The sequence below is a fragment of the Rhodococcus sp. MALMAid1271 genome (assembly GCF_049195265.1).
Taxonomy (GTDB): Bacteria; Actinomycetota; Actinomycetes; order Mycobacteriales; family Mycobacteriaceae; genus Rhodococcoides.
In genome coordinates, this window is sequence record NZ_JBMIRQ010000057.1 from 131,537 (window position 1) to 145,741 (window position 14,205).

16 protein-coding genes and 2 pseudogenes are annotated in these 14,205 nt (G+C 63.7%); 16 read left to right on the forward strand and 2 right to left on the reverse strand.

The genetic code is table 11. The features are described 5' to 3' along the window. Positions 1-76 precede the first annotated feature (76 nt). Both ACOQFP_RS06310 and ACOQFP_RS06315 read left to right on the forward strand, forming a co-directional pair. On the forward strand, positions 77-202 hold the full coding sequence (locus ACOQFP_RS06310; protein WP_421583797.1) for a hypothetical protein: 126 nt from the start codon (positions 77-79) through the stop codon (positions 200-202). A 96-nt stretch (positions 203-298) separates the two neighbouring features. After that, positions 299-427, forward strand: a complete 129-nt coding sequence (locus ACOQFP_RS06315) for a hypothetical protein (RefSeq protein ID WP_421583798.1) — start codon at positions 299-301, stop codon at positions 425-427. Positions 428-635: 208 nt separating this feature from the next. Here the strand turns inward: ACOQFP_RS06315 and ACOQFP_RS06320 are convergent, their stop codons facing one another. Further along, on the reverse strand, positions 636-764 hold the full coding sequence (locus tag ACOQFP_RS06320; RefSeq protein ID WP_421583799.1) for a hypothetical protein: 129 nt from the start codon (positions 762-764) through the stop codon (positions 636-638). Positions 765-1,337: 573 nt separating this feature from the next. On the opposite strand from ACOQFP_RS06320, the gene ACOQFP_RS06325 reads away from it, so the two are divergent. The 3 genes and pseudogenes from ACOQFP_RS06325 (at position 1,338) to ACOQFP_RS06335 (ending at position 3,077) form a co-directional block, all read left to right on the forward strand. Continuing rightward, entirely contained in the window at positions 1,338-1,508 is a 171-nt protein-coding gene (locus ACOQFP_RS06325) for a hypothetical protein (RefSeq protein ID WP_155290380.1), read from the forward strand. A gap of 14 nt (positions 1,509-1,522) precedes the next feature. Then, the gene (locus ACOQFP_RS06330; protein WP_155290379.1) at positions 1,523-1,672 is read left to right on the forward strand and encodes a hypothetical protein; all 150 of its coding nucleotides are present in this window, start codon (positions 1,523-1,525) and stop codon (positions 1,670-1,672) included. A gap of 324 nt (positions 1,673-1,996) precedes the next feature. Beyond that, positions 1,997-3,077, forward strand: a pseudogene (locus tag ACOQFP_RS06335) (hypothetical protein). 203 nt (positions 3,078-3,280) lie between these two features. Here the strand turns inward: ACOQFP_RS06335 and ACOQFP_RS06340 are convergent. Continuing rightward, on the reverse strand, positions 3,281-3,577 hold the full coding sequence (locus tag ACOQFP_RS06340) for a putative quinol monooxygenase (protein ID WP_206490063.1): 297 nt from the start codon (positions 3,575-3,577) through the stop codon (positions 3,281-3,283). 810 nt (positions 3,578-4,387) lie between these two features. Between ACOQFP_RS06340 and ACOQFP_RS06345 the strand changes: the two are divergent. The 11 genes and pseudogenes from ACOQFP_RS06345 to ACOQFP_RS06395 form a co-directional block, all read left to right on the forward strand. After that, a pseudogene (locus ACOQFP_RS06345) lies at positions 4,388-4,521 on the forward strand (glycine zipper family protein); the annotation flags it as partial. 3 nt (positions 4,522-4,524) lie between these two features. Further along, complete coding sequence (gene dnaK / locus ACOQFP_RS06350) at positions 4,525-6,405, forward strand: molecular chaperone DnaK (RefSeq protein ID WP_421583800.1); 1,881 nt, start codon at positions 4,525-4,527, stop codon at positions 6,403-6,405. Between the two features lie 8 nt (positions 6,406-6,413). Then, the gene (locus tag ACOQFP_RS06355; RefSeq protein ID WP_206490060.1) at positions 6,414-6,938 is read left to right on the forward strand and encodes a nucleotide exchange factor GrpE; all 525 of its coding nucleotides are present in this window, start codon (positions 6,414-6,416) and stop codon (positions 6,936-6,938) included. Between the two features lie 6 nt (positions 6,939-6,944). Then, complete coding sequence (locus ACOQFP_RS06360; protein WP_068055997.1) at positions 6,945-7,874, forward strand: DnaJ C-terminal domain-containing protein; 930 nt, start codon at positions 6,945-6,947, stop codon at positions 7,872-7,874. Continuing rightward, complete coding sequence (locus ACOQFP_RS06365; protein WP_032376243.1) at positions 7,871-8,200, forward strand: chaperone modulator CbpM; 330 nt, start codon at positions 7,871-7,873, stop codon at positions 8,198-8,200. Before ACOQFP_RS06360 ends, ACOQFP_RS06365 begins: the two co-directional genes overlap by 4 nt. Continuing rightward, a complete protein-coding gene (clpB, locus tag ACOQFP_RS06370; protein ID WP_094648490.1) occupies positions 8,182-10,815 on the forward strand; it encodes an ATP-dependent chaperone ClpB in 2,634 nt (877 codons plus the stop codon). The genes ACOQFP_RS06365 and clpB overlap by 19 nt, the downstream gene beginning before the upstream one ends. A gap of 14 nt (positions 10,816-10,829) precedes the next feature. Continuing rightward, on the forward strand, positions 10,830-11,282 hold the full coding sequence (trxA, locus tag ACOQFP_RS06375; protein WP_045196849.1) for a thioredoxin: 453 nt from the start codon (positions 10,830-10,832) through the stop codon (positions 11,280-11,282). Next, the gene (locus ACOQFP_RS06380; protein WP_082898839.1) at positions 11,279-11,545 is read left to right on the forward strand and encodes a ubiquitin carboxyl-terminal hydrolase 14; all 267 of its coding nucleotides are present in this window, start codon (positions 11,279-11,281) and stop codon (positions 11,543-11,545) included. The genes trxA and ACOQFP_RS06380 overlap by 4 nt, the downstream gene beginning before the upstream one ends. Continuing rightward, positions 11,523-13,223, forward strand: coding sequence for an FAD-dependent oxidoreductase (locus tag ACOQFP_RS06385; protein WP_421583801.1), 1,701 nt, complete (start codon positions 11,523-11,525; stop codon positions 13,221-13,223). Before ACOQFP_RS06380 ends, ACOQFP_RS06385 begins: the two co-directional genes overlap by 23 nt. Then, positions 13,201-13,644, forward strand: a complete 444-nt coding sequence (locus tag ACOQFP_RS06390) for an EAL domain-containing protein (protein ID WP_206490057.1) — start codon at positions 13,201-13,203, stop codon at positions 13,642-13,644. The genes ACOQFP_RS06385 and ACOQFP_RS06390 overlap by 23 nt, the downstream gene beginning before the upstream one ends. Before the next feature lie 126 nt (positions 13,645-13,770). Then, on the forward strand, positions 13,771-14,163 hold the full coding sequence (locus ACOQFP_RS06395; RefSeq protein ID WP_421583802.1) for a hypothetical protein: 393 nt from the start codon (positions 13,771-13,773) through the stop codon (positions 14,161-14,163). Positions 14,164-14,205: the final 42 nt, after the last annotated feature.

Here is a 14,205-nt window from a genome sequence, read left to right on the forward strand (position 1 = left end):
AGCAGGAATAATCGGGCTGCTGGTCGCTTGTGAAGGGGACGTATTTGAATCGAAGCGGCTCAGGTTCAACTCGGCCATGCCGGCTCCCGAGTTGCCGAAGCGCACTACGTTCCGGCGGGCTCTCTATCGCACCCCCGACATGACCCGAGCACTCGACTCGTTCGCACAAATAGCGGTGGACGACGAGCTGACATCACTCTGACGAACAGAAAACGCCCGTTCACCACGCGATTGGTGGTGAACGGGCGTTTCAGTGTGCGCCATCAGGGACTCGAACCCCGGACCCGCTGTAAAAGAGGTGACAATTCAACTGGATGCACTCGCGTCCATCGCAGTGCCGCTGAGCTGGGTGTTCGGCGAATCGAGTGACCATCGGCGTCCGGGTGAATCCACCCGCACCCGCCCCAAAGTGATGAGTAAACGATGACCTCAGTCGACCTACTCCCGGTCCATCGGGGTCCCTCTTGGTCCCCCAACGTTCAAACGGACCGCCATGGCCAGTCGACTCCACCTCAACTTCAAAGTGATGAGTTCGAAACAAGTGCAACACCTACAGATCACCGTACCGCCCAAAAAATGAGACCGGTCGGCAGCGATCATGCCAGCAATCTGCGGCGGTGTGGCAGCCCGGCTCGTCAGATGACCGGGGCGTTGTGTTGTCGGCGGATGAAGTCGGCCATTCCGGGGACGGTGAAGGCGACGAGGCCGAGTGCAGGCGACCAGATGAGGCCCTTACGGATGCATGAGTCACAGTGCGGCGCCATCGGCTGAGGGTTCGATCCGAGCGCCTTGGCAAGGGCAGCGGTCCGCGGAAAGTCGGTTCCGCTGCGTGCGATGGCAACCAGATACCGTTTTCGGTTCAGGCGGCGCGCGCAGCCACCTGGAGACAGCTTTGCGCTACTTGGCCGATAGCAGCAGCTACCTAACCGGGCCGACGAAGGAAATCGAGTCGTATACGCACTTACTAAAGCGGGCGGGCGTCGAGTCCTAGTCACCCGAGGGATGTCAGACGACTCCCCCACCCGCCGTCGACTCCGTGCATTATTTCAGAGGAGGTGACAAAGAGAAGGAGCGCACTATTAGCGACATCGATTGCAGTGCAACAAGAAACAAACGTCAAGTCTTACCCCGATTCGGGCCTTCGCCGAGTACTGTCGAGTGCAGGCACGACGTACGCGCCTGGGGACACAGCGCGTACGCGGGAGACGACGCTACCGCCCGTTGGGGTGACCCGTACATCGGGCAGATCGATCGAAACTATTTGGTTTGCAGTTCTATTCGTGTTTCTGCGGTGCAGCGATTACTCGGGCGTTGGCTCGGTCCGGAAGGTGGACACTATGGACGACGTAGAGCCGTACGACGTCGTTTGGGCGGATCCGAGCCCACTCGAAGGGTGGTGGGAACGGATGATGTTCGGCGTCGTCACGACACCGGCGGCCGGAGGTTCCGCAACCACCACGCGCGCTGCCGTCGATGCCGTTCCGCGCCGCCCTCGGCGGTTGGCGTGACCGGTGTGCGCGAGATGAGCATCGTCGAACTCGACGCCGCTTTGATCGATCTCTCGCATCGCCGGCGGCAGGCACTTCGGGCCGGTCGCCCCACCGGCGATACCGCAGCAATCGAAGCTCGCCGCATCGCGATCTGGAACGAACTACGTCGGCGAGGGCTCTGAGCGCTACGATGTGCGGCTCGGCCGGGTCGGGTTGTCAGGACGCACTCCCGCTCGAGCGTTTTCACTCCGACCGCGATAGTCCAACCATTCGAAGCCAAAGTGGACCACGGCCGGACAAGTTAATTCGCTCGTCTGACGCACTATGCATACGTCGACCAGACGCAACTCAAGGTACCTCCGACTTTGCAGTCGCCATTCGCAGCTTCGATCTTGCAGAATTCGTATCATTTTGTGTCAGATGGCTACTGGCAAATCGGATCTGCGGGGTGTGTCGCGTATCGCGGTTCTGCAACCGCAGCGGACGGTGCCGCGTACGCTCACACGATGTCGGGAAACGATCACAGTCCACGACCACGAGCGGGAACTCCTGCTGCAGTCGAAGAAGTCTCGGTACTACTGATCGCCGACCCGGGTAAACCCATAGCACTCGCTCGAAAGCTCGCAGAGCACCTTCCAGAACGCCTACGACGCCGTGACCGCAACGAGCGCCGATGGACGGTGACTGTGCGCAGCGAGCCCTATCTCTCCGACGAACAAACCGCCTTCGCAGACGTGATCGACACAGTCGAACCGTCCTCGGAGAGTGAGGACGTCGTCGTCTACCTCACCGATCTTCCACGACGCGAGGACACCCTACCGGTGGTGGCGGACGTCAGCACCGAACACCTCTTCGCGCTAATCTCCGTCGCCGCTGTAGGCGGCGTTCGCATCGACGACCGCGTCCGTGCCGTCGCCGAACTCGCACTCGCGTGCGCCCTCGGTGAACCACAGCTGGCGCCCGCCCGGTAACAGAAGACGGTTCCCTTCACAGCAGATCGACGGCGGCGTGCGCTACTTCGCTCCCCCAGGGCTGCGGCGGGTGCGACTGCTGTCGGGAATGGTGCGAGCGAACCGGCCATGGCGGCTGGTCACCGGGCTCTCGAAGGTGCTCGTCGGCGCGTTCGCGACCGGTGCATTCGCGTTGGCTACCAGCACGATCTGGTTGTTCGCCGACATGATGGGCCCGTGGCGTATGAGTGCGGCGACGCTTCTGTCGATCTCGGCAATGGTGCTCTGGCTGATCCTCGATCACCGATTGTGGGAGCGGCCGGCGTCGCCGGCCGAGCGCGAACGGTCCGTGCTGTACAACACCACAACGGTCGTCACCTTGATCATCGGCGTCGCCGTACTGCACGTGGCCTTGTTCGGTCTCCTCCTGCTCACCGCGTGTATCGCGCTACCCCCACAACTGCTCTCCAGCACCCTCGGACACCCAGTGAGCTTGTCCGACTACCTCACGCTTGCATGGCTGCTGGCCTCCATTGCCACCATCGGTGGCGCGCTCGGCTCGGGACTCGAGGACGATGCCGCCGTCACCGATGCCGCGTACGGAGTCCGACAACGGCAGCGTACCGAGGAAACATAGAGGGGGTCGAACGAGGCAACAGTCGAACAACGACGGCCTCGAACGGCAACCGCGTCCGTTTGCAGCGTGGCGTTGGCCTGGCACTCGATCTTTGGATTCGATCGACATGGCGGGATCATCGGCCCTCCATGGGCGTTCGCTGACTCGAGAATCCCGGTGGTCAATTCTCCCTGTCCGCCGCGGCGCGGGGGTCGGTCGGTGGTTCAGAGTTTGTCAGCGAGCACGTCGAGGTAGCTGATTTCGGGTGGCACCGCGAACAGTTCGTCGGCGCGTTCGCCGAGCGCCGTGCCGACTGGCCCGTTGAGATGCGTCTCACGGGCGGCTTGGTCGGGGAACGCATCGATGATTCCGAAAGTCGAAGGGCCGAACTGTACCGCCAGCCAGGGCCTCGTGCCGGGCTCCTGTTCGACGAGAGGAAGAGCCGACCTGAGGAAATCTTTTACTGCGTCTGCCATGCCGGGCTTGGCTTCGAGTCGGACCAGCAGCGCTTTGGTAACCATGTCGGATCTCCCGTTCGAAGTGGTGGACGTGATCAAGCATCACACCGATCGCCGGTAAAGGAAAGAGGCCCACGAGTCCCGGAGCCGAGCAATCCCGCCTTGCCCCTTGTAATCCCGCAGCCGAAGGGGGAGACTCGACGGTGTAGGAAATGGACACACCTGAATGCGCCCGCTGTTGTCGTCCGCGATTCGGAACAGGTTGTTGTGCCAACGATTTAGGTTTTTCGGTTGCGTGCGCTGTTGCGTCTGCTCCAGCGACACCAATCGTTCAGTCGATCACACTCGCCCGTGTCTGCCGGACCGGATGAACCGGACACGCAGAATCAGACGAGTCGAGTCGGGTCGAAAGTGATTGCGCACAAAGGGCTACGTGACACTCAACGATGCGTGCACCCACACGAGCGGTGAACAAAGTCAACGCGGATGTGGTAGCGATGTTGTTCGCCCCGCATTTCGAGGCCCTGCTGAGTTTCAGCTTGATCCATATTTTGGACCGATAAACGCGGTCGCTGTGCGTTATTCGCGGTTACGGCTCGCCGGCAGCAAGTGTCTGGTCGACCCGAAGCCGAACTGGTACAGGTTCGGCAACTTCGGGCTGATCGACGGATACGATGGCCGAATTGGCCTGTCCACCACATTGTTTTGGGTCATCGTCATTGAACAGGACCTGTCGGACGCCGCCGATTTTGTTTGGCCGACAGTGCACGATCAACAGATCGTCCACCATCGGTCGCGATGTCGAACTGGTGCTACAGATCGTCCGCTTGGCGAATTGCGGGCTCGATGGCGGTTGCGCGATCTGCTCACGTTGCACTGCGCGGCTGCCTGCGCGACGTCGTCGCGATCCCGTCTTTACAACTACGTCACTACGAAGTCCTCGCCGATGTCGAGGTAGCGGGTGAAAGGCCCGCTCGCTCACCGGTGAGACTTGGCGAAAGGAATGAGTCATGGCGACCGCTGTGGGTATAGACCTGGGCACAACCAACTCGGTTATTGCGAGCTGGCAAGGCGGTGAACCGGTGGTGATTTCCAATGTCGAGGGAGCTCGGACGACACCGTCGGTAGTCGCGTTCACCGAGAGCGGGGAGCGCCTGGTAGGCCAGCTTGCTCGAAGGCAAGCGATACTGAATCCGAAGGGCACGATCTACTCTGCTAAACGCTTTATCGGACGTCACTACGACGAGATCTCCGCAGAGGCCAAAGCAGTCAGCTTCGACGTCGTACCGGGTGAGAACGGTGAAGCCCGGATCGATGTTCGAGGCAGGAAGCATGCACCGGAGGAGATCAGCGCCCTCGTACTGCGCAAGCTCGTGGACGACGCGAGTAAATTCCTCGGTGAAAAGGTCAAAGAAGCGGTCATCACCGTTCCCGCCTACTTCAACGACGCGCAGCGCAACGCCACCAAGGATGCCGGGCGAATCGCTGGCCTCGAAGTCCTGCGGATCATCAACGAACCGACCGCTGCGGCGCTGGCGTACGGTATGGACAAGCAGGTCAACGAAACCGTACTGGTCTTCGACCTCGGCGGCGGCACCTTCGATGTGAGCCTGCTCGACGTCGGCGACGGCGTCGTCGAGGTTCGGTCCACGGCCGGCGATTCGCACCTCGGGGGAGACGATTTCGATCGACGCCTGGTGGACTACCTCGCCGACGACTTCCAGCAGGTGGAGAACATCGATCTGCGCAAGGACGCACAGGCGTTGCAGCGCCTTTTCGAGGCCGCAGAGAAGGCCAAGGTCGAGTTGTCCTCGGTGACCCAGGCCCAGGTCAACCTGCCGTTCGTCACCGCCGATTCGGACGGTCCCAAGCACCTCACGACCACCGTCATGCGATCGAAGTTCGAGGATCTGACGGCGGATCTCGTGGAGCGCTGCCTCGACCCGGTGAAACAGGCAATGAGTGATGCCAAGGTCACCGCCAACGACATAGACGAAGTGATTCTGGTCGGTGGTTCGACGCGCATCCCGGCGGTGCAAGCCCTGGTTCGCCGGCTCACCGGCGGCAAGGACCCCCACATGGGCGTCAATCCGGACGAAGTCGTGGCTCTCGGCGCGGCGGTTCAAGCCGGCGTGCTCAAGGGCGAGGTCTCCGACGTGCTGCTGCTCGACGTCACCCCGCTGTCTCTCGGCGTCGAGACACAGGGCGGGGTGATGACCAAGATCATCGAGCGCAACACGACCATCCCGGCCCGCCGCAGCGAAGTGTTTTCCACCGCGGAGGACGAGCAGTCCGCCGTGGATGTCGTTGTGCTGCAGGGCGAACGCGAGCGGGCCGCCGACAACCGTTCGCTCGGACGTTTCCGTCTGGAAGACATCCGGCCCGCACCGCGCGGCGACGCCCAGGTCGAGGTCACGTTCGATATCGACGCCAACGGCATCCTCAATGTCACGGCCAGGGACAAGGACACCGGCAAGGAACAGAGCATCACGATCAGTGAGCAGAGCAATCTGGACCCGAGCGAGGTCGAACGCATGCTGGCCGAGGCCGAACGGAATCGGGGCGATGACGAGGCGCTGCGCAAAGCTGTCGACGCGCGCAACGAACTCGATTCCGTTGCGTATCAGGTGGAACGGCGACTCGCCGAACTCGGTGACAGCGCGCCACCGCACGACAGGGCACGGGCCGAGATGCTGATCGCCGATGCCAGAAAGGCAGTGAAGGACGGCGCTTCGCCTGCAGATGTACAACCACTCGCCTCCGAGCTCCAACAGCTCCTCTACGGGCTCGTGCCGGTACAGGACGGCGGTGACGGACGTCAGGTCGGTGGCGCGGACGCGGCCTCGACCGATGACGACGACGTGATCGACGCCGAATTCGATCGAAGCTGAGGCACGAGATGGAAAGGGCTGCAGATCATTCGACACCCGAACCAGCGGCCGACGTCACGGAAGGCGATCGAACCGAGACGGTACCGGATCACGCCGCCACGAGTGCCGAGGAGGCTCGACTCGACGACCGCTGGCGCAGAGCCCTTGCCGATCTGGACAACCTGCGCAAGCGGTATGCCAAGGACCTGGAGCGAGAACGGGCCGCGGAGGTGACGAAGGTGTCCGCGGCGTGGCTGCCGGTACTGGACAATCTGGAACTTGCGTTGGCACATGCGGACAGCGATTCGCAGACCGTTGTCGACGGCGTCAAGGCGATCCGCGATCAGGCGGTGCAGGTGCTGTCACGGTTCGGTTTCGAGCGTCACGACGAGGTCGGAGTTCCGTTCTCCCCGCAATTGCACGAAGTGGTCAGCGTGGTGGTCCGGCCCGACCTTCCGTCCGGGACCGTGATCGAAGTCGTGCGACCGGGTTACGGAGAGGACGGACGGCAACTGCGGCCGGCGTCGGTGGTCGTCAGCCGCCCCGAGGGGTGAGCACCGATGGCGCGTGACCACTACGAATCGCTCGGAGTCCCGCGGGGTGCGAGCACCGACGAGATCCAGCAGGCCTACCGCAAGCTGGCTCGCAAGTATCACCCCGACGTGAACAAGGACCCCGCAGCGGAAGACACGTTCAAGGAGATGAACGAGGCCTACCAGGTGTTGTCCGACCCGGACACTCGGAAACGCTACGACCGGTTCGGTGCCGACTTTCGGCGTGTCCCCGAGGATTACGACGAACGGACCCGCACCCACTCGGGTGGATACCGCGGTGGCGGGAACAGTGGCGGAGGATACGACCGCGGGAGCAGACGCGTGCACTTCGGTCCCGGTGGCGACGGTGGTGTCGATCTCGACGACCTCTTCGGGCAGATGTTCGGCGGCGGTGGCGGGTACGGGCCGATTCCCGGTGCCGATCAGGAAGCGGAACTGGCCTTGACGGTCGAGGAGGCGTACCGGGGCGGCACACGCACGCTCGGACTGGACGGACGGCAGTACGACGTCGACATTCCGGCCGGGGTCGTGGACGGCCAGCGAATTCGGTTGGCCGGACAAGGCGGACGGAGCAACGGCGGCGCGCCGCCGGGGGATCTGTACCTCGTGGTGCGGATCGAGCCACATTCCCGGTTCCGAGTACAGGGCCGAGACATTCACGTCGACCTCCCGGTATCGCCATGGGAGGCGGTCCTCGGGGCGACCGTCGCCGTTCCCACCCCGGGTGGCGAGGCGAAAGTGAAAGTGGCTCCGGGCTCGTCGACTGGAAGGAAGCTGCGACTGCGCGGCGAAGGAATGCCGAATCCACGTGGCACCAACGGCAACCTGTACGCCGAGATCAAGGTGATGGTGCCGTCGAAACCGACAGCACGCGAACGCGCACTGTTCGAGCAGTTGGCCGCAGAATCGAACTTCGATCCGAGGACAAAGACATGAGCGACCCGAACCCGGTGGTCCGGTACGTACTGGTTCGACGCACCGAATTGTCGACCGACGCCTTCGCCGAACGTACGGGGCTGCATCCGGAACTTGCACGGAAGCTCGTGGTCCTCGGTCTGCTCGACGCCGATCGCGTCGTAGGTGGCGAAATGTTCTTCGCACCAACCGAAGTGGCCCATGCAGCCCGCATTCGACGACTGCGGACCGGTCTCGGCCTGAACTACTCGGCAATCGGGCTCGTGCTCGACCTGCTGGAACGAATCGAGACACTCGAAGCATCTTCCCGCAGAAGGAGGACAACCACATGGACATCAGCAACCTGACCGAGAAGTCGCGCGAAGCACTGCAGGAGGCCCAGAGCCTTGCGACCAGAATGGGTCACACCGAGGTCGACGGAGAGCACCTACTGCTCGCCTTGGTCGGTCAGCAGGATGGCTTGGTGCCCCGATTGCTCGAGCAGGCCGGTGCCGAGGTCGATGCCCTGCAATCCGATCTGGAACGTGAACTCTCGCGAAGGCCCAAGGTCAGCGGCCCCGGTGCCGGGACCGGTCAGGTGACGATCACCCGACGCTTGTCCGTGCTCCTCGACGCCGCCGATCGAGAGGCGAAGCGGCTCAAGGATTCCTACGTGTCGGTGGAGCATCTCCTGATGGGCCTCGCCGAAGAGGGTTCGGCCACTGCGGCAGGGCGAGTACTCGCCCGTCACGGAATCACCAGGGACTCCTTCCTCACAGCGCTGACGAAGGTGCGCGGCAATCAACGCGTCACCTCGGCCAGCCCGGAAGGTGCGTACGACGCGCTGGAGAAGTACGGACGCGATCTGGTCGCCGAGGGGCGGGCGGGCAAACTCGATCCGGTGATCGGACGAGACGCCGAAATCCGCAGGGTCACGCAGATCCTGAGCCGCAAGACCAAGAACAATCCGGTTCTGATCGGCGACCCCGGCGTCGGGAAGACCGCGATCGTCGAGGGCCTTGCCCAGCGGATCGTCCGCGGCGACGTTCCGGAAGGCCTGCGCGACAGAACGATCTTCTCACTCGACATGGGTTCCCTGGTGGCCGGCGCGAAGTACCGCGGGGAATTCGAGGAGCGTCTGCAGGCGGTGCTGGCCGAGGTGAAGGCAGCCGACGGGCGGATTCTGTTGTTCGTCGACGAGTTGCATACCGTAGTCGGTGCGGGATCAGTGGGCGGTGAGGGGTCTCTCGACGCCGGCAACATGCTCAAGCCGATGCTCGCCCGAGGCGAGCTGCACATGATCGGTGCCACCACGCTCGACGAGTATCGCAAGCACATCGAATCCGATGCGGCACTGGAGCGACGGTTCCAGACCGTCCTCGTCGACGAGCCGAGCGCCGAGGATGCCATCTCGATCCTGCGCGGACTCCGCGAACGCCTCGAGGTGTTTCACGGCGTGAAGATTCAGGACGGCGCTCTCGTCGCTGCCGTCACCCTCTCGCACCGCTACATCACCGACCGCTTTCTCCCGGACAAGGCCATCGATCTGGTCGACGAGGCGTGCGCTCGGTTGCGCACCGAAATCGATTCGATGCCGGCCGAACTCGACGAACTCACCCGGAAGGTGACCCGGCTCGAGATCGAAGATGCCGCGCTGTCCAAGGAGACCGACGGAGCGAGCAAGGCACGTCTCGACGAGCTGCGCAAGGAGCTGGCCGATCTGCGGGCCGAGGCCGATGCCCGGCACGCTCAGTGGGAGGCGGAGCGACAGGCGATCCGCCGGGTGCAAGAGCTACGGAGTGAGCTCGAGCGCTTGCGCCACGAGGCCGAGGAGGCGGAGCGCGCCTACGACCTCAATCGGGCCGCCGAGTTGCGCTACGGCGAGATCGTCGAGCTCGAACGCAGGCTCGAGTCGGCAGAGGAGCAGCTGGTCACCAGACAAGGCCGGAGCCCGTTGTTGCGCGAAGTGGTCACCGAGGACGAGATCGCCGAAATCGTGGCTGCGTGGACTTCGATCCCGGTCGCTCGGCTGCAGGAAGGCGAGCGACAGAAGTTGTTGCAGCTCGACGAGATTCTGCACGAGAGGGTCGTGGGTCAGGACGAGGCGGTGCAGCTGGTCGCGGACGCGGTGATCCGGGCGAGGTCCGGCATCCGTGATCCACGCCGGCCGATCGGGTCGTTCATCTTTCTGGGCCCGACGGGCGTGGGAAAGACCGAGCTCGCAAAAACATTGGCCGGCGCTCTCTTCGACAGCGAAGACAACATGGTGCGCCTGGACATGAGCGAGTACCAGGAGCGGCACACGGTGAGCCGGCTCATCGGGGCACCTCCCGGATACGTGGGGTACGACGAGGGCGGACAGCTCACCGAGGCGGTGCGCCGAAAGCCGTACTCGGTTGTGCTTTTCGACGAGATCGAGAAGGCGCACGCAGATGTGTTCAATACCCTGCTACAGGTGCTCGACGACGGCCGGATCACCGATTCACAAGGCAGGCAGGTCGATTTCCGGAACACGGTGATCATCATGACCTCCAACATCGGTTCCCAGCATCTCCTCGAAGGAGTCACACCCGACGGCGAGATCGAGCCGAACGCCCGCGAGCGGGTTCTCGCGGAACTGCGTGGGCATTTCCGTCCCGAGTTCCTCAACCGGGTCGACGACATCGTGCTGTTCACCCCACTCACCCTGCCCCAGATCGAGCACATCGTCGGGTTGCAGCTCACCGATCTTCGAAACCGGTTGTCGGAGCGCAGGATCGATCTGGACATCACCCCGGACGCGCGCAGGCTCGTCGCCGAACGCGGATTCGACCCGGTCTACGGTGCACGGCCATTGCGTCGGTACATCGCCCACGAGGTCGAGACCAAGATCGGTCGCGCGCTACTGCGAGGGGACATCGAACCAGGCGGCACCATCACCGTCACGGTGGTCGACGGAGAACTCGTCGTCGCGTATGCGGAACCCGCCGTCGCGGCGGCCTAAGAGGAGATGTCGCCATGGAATCGGACAAGGTGAAGTGCGCGCACTGCGGCAAGGTCAACAGGGTGCCTGCCGCAGCGGACGGGACACCCCGGTGCGGGAACTGCCACGAGCCGCTGCCGTGGATCGCCGCAGCACGGGACGAGGACTTCGCGGAGATCGCCGAACACCCCTCGGTGCCCGTACTCGTCGATCTCTGGGCGACCTGGTGCGGACCGTGCCGCATGGTCAGCCCGGCGCTCGAACAGCTCGCCGGAGAACGCGCGGGCCGGATCAAGCTGGTCAAGGTCGACGTGGATGCCGCACCCCTGACGTCCGAACGATTCACCGTCAGGGCCGTGCCGACCCTGCTGGTGATGGATCGAGGTGAGGTCCTCGCTCGGCAGGCCGGTGCAGCCCCGGTACCCCAGCTACGCGCCTGGCTCGATCGAGCGCTTTCGGAGAATGCAGGCAAGGAGGCGACATCATGACGTTCGTGCCAGTGGACCCGCACGTCGATGCAATCCGGTCCGTGGTGCCCAGAACTCCGCAGGGCTGCGAAGAATGCCTCCGTCTCGGCACCCCGTGGGTGCACCTGAGGCTGTGCCTGACATGCGGGCACGTCGGGTGTTGCGACTCCTCGCCGGGCAGACACGCGAGCGCGCACGCACATGTCGTCGGTCATCCGATCGTTCGGTCGATGGAACCCGGAGAAGATTGGAGGTGGTGTTATGTCGACCGCAATTTCGTCTGAGGACGCCGGACCAGCGGTCGTCGACGAGACCACGGACGAGCACGGCGCGTTCCCGCGGCTGACGGACGATCAGGTCGCAGTGCTCGAGGTCGGTGGCACACGTCGATCGGTTCGTACCGGAGAAGTGCTGATACGCGAGGGTGCGCCCAGCAATGACTTCTTCGTCGTTCTGTCCGGCAAGGTCGCCGTTCTCGACGAGGGTGACCGGGACGGTGAACGTCGAATACTTCGCGTGCACGGACCCGGCCGCTTCTTGGGTGAGCTCGGACTGCTCGAAGGTCAGGTGGCGTTCTACACCGCCGAAGCGATCGAAGACGGCGAGCTGCTCGTCACTCCCGCCGAACGGGTGCGCGAACTGGTTGCCCACGATCCAGTGCTGAGCGATCTGATCCTGCGGGCTTACCTGCTGCGTCGACACCTGCTGATCGGGCTCGGCTCGGGGTTCCGGATCATCGGGTCCTGCTATTCACCGGACACGTTGCGGCTTCGAGAATTCGCAATGCGAAATCGATTGCCTCACACATGGATCGATCTGGAGCGGGACGAGCGGGCGGAGCAGCTGTTGCGCAGCCTGGACATCGCCCCCGAGGACGTTCCCGTCGTCATCTGGCACGGCGAGAAGGTACTGCGCAATCCGACGAACACAGAGCTCGCCCGCATCGTCGGACTTTCCGTGCCGAACGCTGCCCAGGACGTGTTCGATCTCGTCGTCGTGGGTGCAGGACCGGCCGGACTGGCCGCATCCGTATACGGAGCGTCGGACGGGTTGAACACGGTGACACTGGAGACGATCGCCGCAGGGGGACAGGCCAGCACCTCCTCCCGAATCGAGAACTATCTGGGATTCCCGGCCGGAATCTCCGGATCCGAATTGGCCGAGCGGGCTGTGATCCAGGCCGACAAGTTCGGTGCTCGCATCCTGGTCTCGGCAGAGGTGACCGGATTGACGTCCGAAGCCGGGTACCACGTGCTCCGGCTCTCTGACGGCGGCACGGTTCGCGGCCGGTCCATCGTGCTCGCCACCGGTGCGCGCTACCGCAAGTTGGCCGTTCCCGGAATCGAGGCGCTGGAAGGGACGAGCGTGTACTACGCCGCCACCCATCAGGAAGCGCGGATGTGCGGGGCCGATCCGGTGGCCATCGTCGGCGGCGGAAACTCCGCGGGGCAGGCCACTATATTTCTCGCTGACCATGTTCCCGACGTCCATCTACTCATCCGCGGCGACGACCTCGGAAAAAGCATGTCCCGATACCTCGTCGACCGGATCGATCGCCATCCTCGGGTCACCGTGCATCTACACACAGAGATTCAGGCAGTCCACGGCCAGAAGTATCTCGACGAACTCGTAGTCGCGGACAACCACACAGGCGAGCAGGACACAATCCGGGTGCACGCCCTATTCGTCTTCATTGGAGCGGTGCCGCACACCGGGTGGCTGGCCGATGCAATCGCACTCGACGATCGCGGCTTCGTACTCACGGGTATGGACGCGGTCCACGCCTTCGATGGCGACAACCGGTCGATCGACCCCGCGCAGTTCAGGACGCTCGAAACCAGCCGGGCCGGTCTGTTCGCGGCGGGCGACGTCCGTCGCGGCTCGGTGAAACGAGTCGCATCCGCCGTCGGTGAAGGAGCGATAGCGGTACGTCAGATTCATGAATACTTCGAACGAAGTTGACGACCTCGGCGATCAGGCTGATCCAGCAGTGGACTTCGGGATTCCGGACCCGCTTGCATCGGGCAATGCCGGTGTACGAATTCGTGCCCTTCGAATGTCTCTGGTGCAGAGCGACGTCGGTGGAGATCGCGACGCGATGTCGACAGTGGTGACGGATCGACTCGGCACTCCGGAAGGTGACGCCGTCTCTGCGGCTTTCCACACCCTCGCCACCGACTTGGACCTCGACCTCACGGTCGAGGGCGTCGAAACCGCTGATCAAGCGCAGGCGTTGGTGGCAATGGGATCGGTTCACGGACAAGGCTATTGGTGGTCCCGCCCAATCCAGGCATCAGACGTCGCCGGCTACCTTGACCGTCATCGGCGTACGCACACGGATTTGGACGTCGTAGCCGTCGACCGCCACCCGGGGGATGCCTGAGCTTGGTGACGGGGATTGGACCGACGCCGGTGGCGAGCGGTCAGCGTCGAAGGTTTGCCAACCTGGGGCGTCGGGCTGCCCGTTTCCCGACGGGTGCTCGTTTGCCCTCATCGGTACAGGTATCCGATGCCACGACCGACCATCGGCTCGGCTCGGGCGCTGCGCGGTGATCGCTTGCACCGTGGTCACCGGGGCGTCGGCGACCAGCAAGCCGCAGCGAAGTTACCCGACGTCTTCACCGATCCGTTGGTCGGGCCGCAGGAGGACGGCCAATCCCCTGCTACGGCAGCAGTCACCGCCCGATTGCCGGCCTGGGCCACCGTCACGGACGGCATCCGGGACCGGGCCGCGGCCGGATCCCGTGCCACAACGGCTATCCCGCAGTACATCCTCGGGCACCTGGTCCAGAACTGGCCCAACACCTCGGGCAACTCGAAATCACACGCGACATCGTCCCGGCGGGGTGCTGAGGTTAGTTCACCCGCCCGTATTCGGTGCATTTGCACCGACATCGAATGAGTTGATGAGACTGCGGGCCGCTTCGCGTGCCGCGCATACCCA

Excerpts from the sequence above, each read along its gene's own strand:
- ACOQFP_RS06310 (WP_421583797.1), top strand. The coding sequence starts at position 77 with ATGCCGGCTCCCGAGTTGCCGAAGCGCACTACGTTCCGGCGGGCTCTC.
- ACOQFP_RS06320 (WP_421583799.1), bottom strand. The coding sequence starts at position 764 with ATGGCGCCGCACTGTGACTCATGCATCCGTAAGGGCCTCATCTGGTCG.
- ACOQFP_RS06325 (WP_155290380.1), top strand. The coding sequence starts at position 1,338 with ATGGACGACGTAGAGCCGTACGACGTCGTTTGGGCGGATCCGAGCCCA.
- ACOQFP_RS06330 (WP_155290379.1), top strand. The coding sequence starts at position 1,523 with ATGAGCATCGTCGAACTCGACGCCGCTTTGATCGATCTCTCGCATCGC.
- ACOQFP_RS06340 (WP_206490063.1), bottom strand. The coding sequence starts at position 3,577 with ATGGTTACCAAAGCGCTGCTGGTCCGACTCGAAGCCAAGCCCGGCATG.
- dnaK (WP_421583800.1), top strand. The coding sequence starts at position 4,525 with ATGGCGACCGCTGTGGGTATAGACCTGGGCACAACCAACTCGGTTATT.
- ACOQFP_RS06355 (WP_206490060.1), top strand. The coding sequence starts at position 6,414 with ATGGAAAGGGCTGCAGATCATTCGACACCCGAACCAGCGGCCGACGTC.
- ACOQFP_RS06360 (WP_068055997.1), top strand. The coding sequence starts at position 6,945 with ATGGCGCGTGACCACTACGAATCGCTCGGAGTCCCGCGGGGTGCGAGC.
- ACOQFP_RS06365 (WP_032376243.1), top strand. The coding sequence starts at position 7,871 with ATGAGCGACCCGAACCCGGTGGTCCGGTACGTACTGGTTCGACGCACC.
- clpB (WP_094648490.1), top strand. The coding sequence starts at position 8,182 with ATGGACATCAGCAACCTGACCGAGAAGTCGCGCGAAGCACTGCAGGAG.
- trxA (WP_045196849.1), top strand. The coding sequence starts at position 10,830 with ATGGAATCGGACAAGGTGAAGTGCGCGCACTGCGGCAAGGTCAACAGG.
- ACOQFP_RS06380 (WP_082898839.1), top strand. The coding sequence starts at position 11,279 with ATGACGTTCGTGCCAGTGGACCCGCACGTCGATGCAATCCGGTCCGTG.
- ACOQFP_RS06385 (WP_421583801.1), top strand. The coding sequence starts at position 11,523 with ATGTCGACCGCAATTTCGTCTGAGGACGCCGGACCAGCGGTCGTCGAC.
- ACOQFP_RS06390 (WP_206490057.1), top strand. The coding sequence starts at position 13,201 with ATGAATACTTCGAACGAAGTTGACGACCTCGGCGATCAGGCTGATCCA.
- ACOQFP_RS06395 (WP_421583802.1), top strand. The coding sequence starts at position 13,771 with ATGCCACGACCGACCATCGGCTCGGCTCGGGCGCTGCGCGGTGATCGC.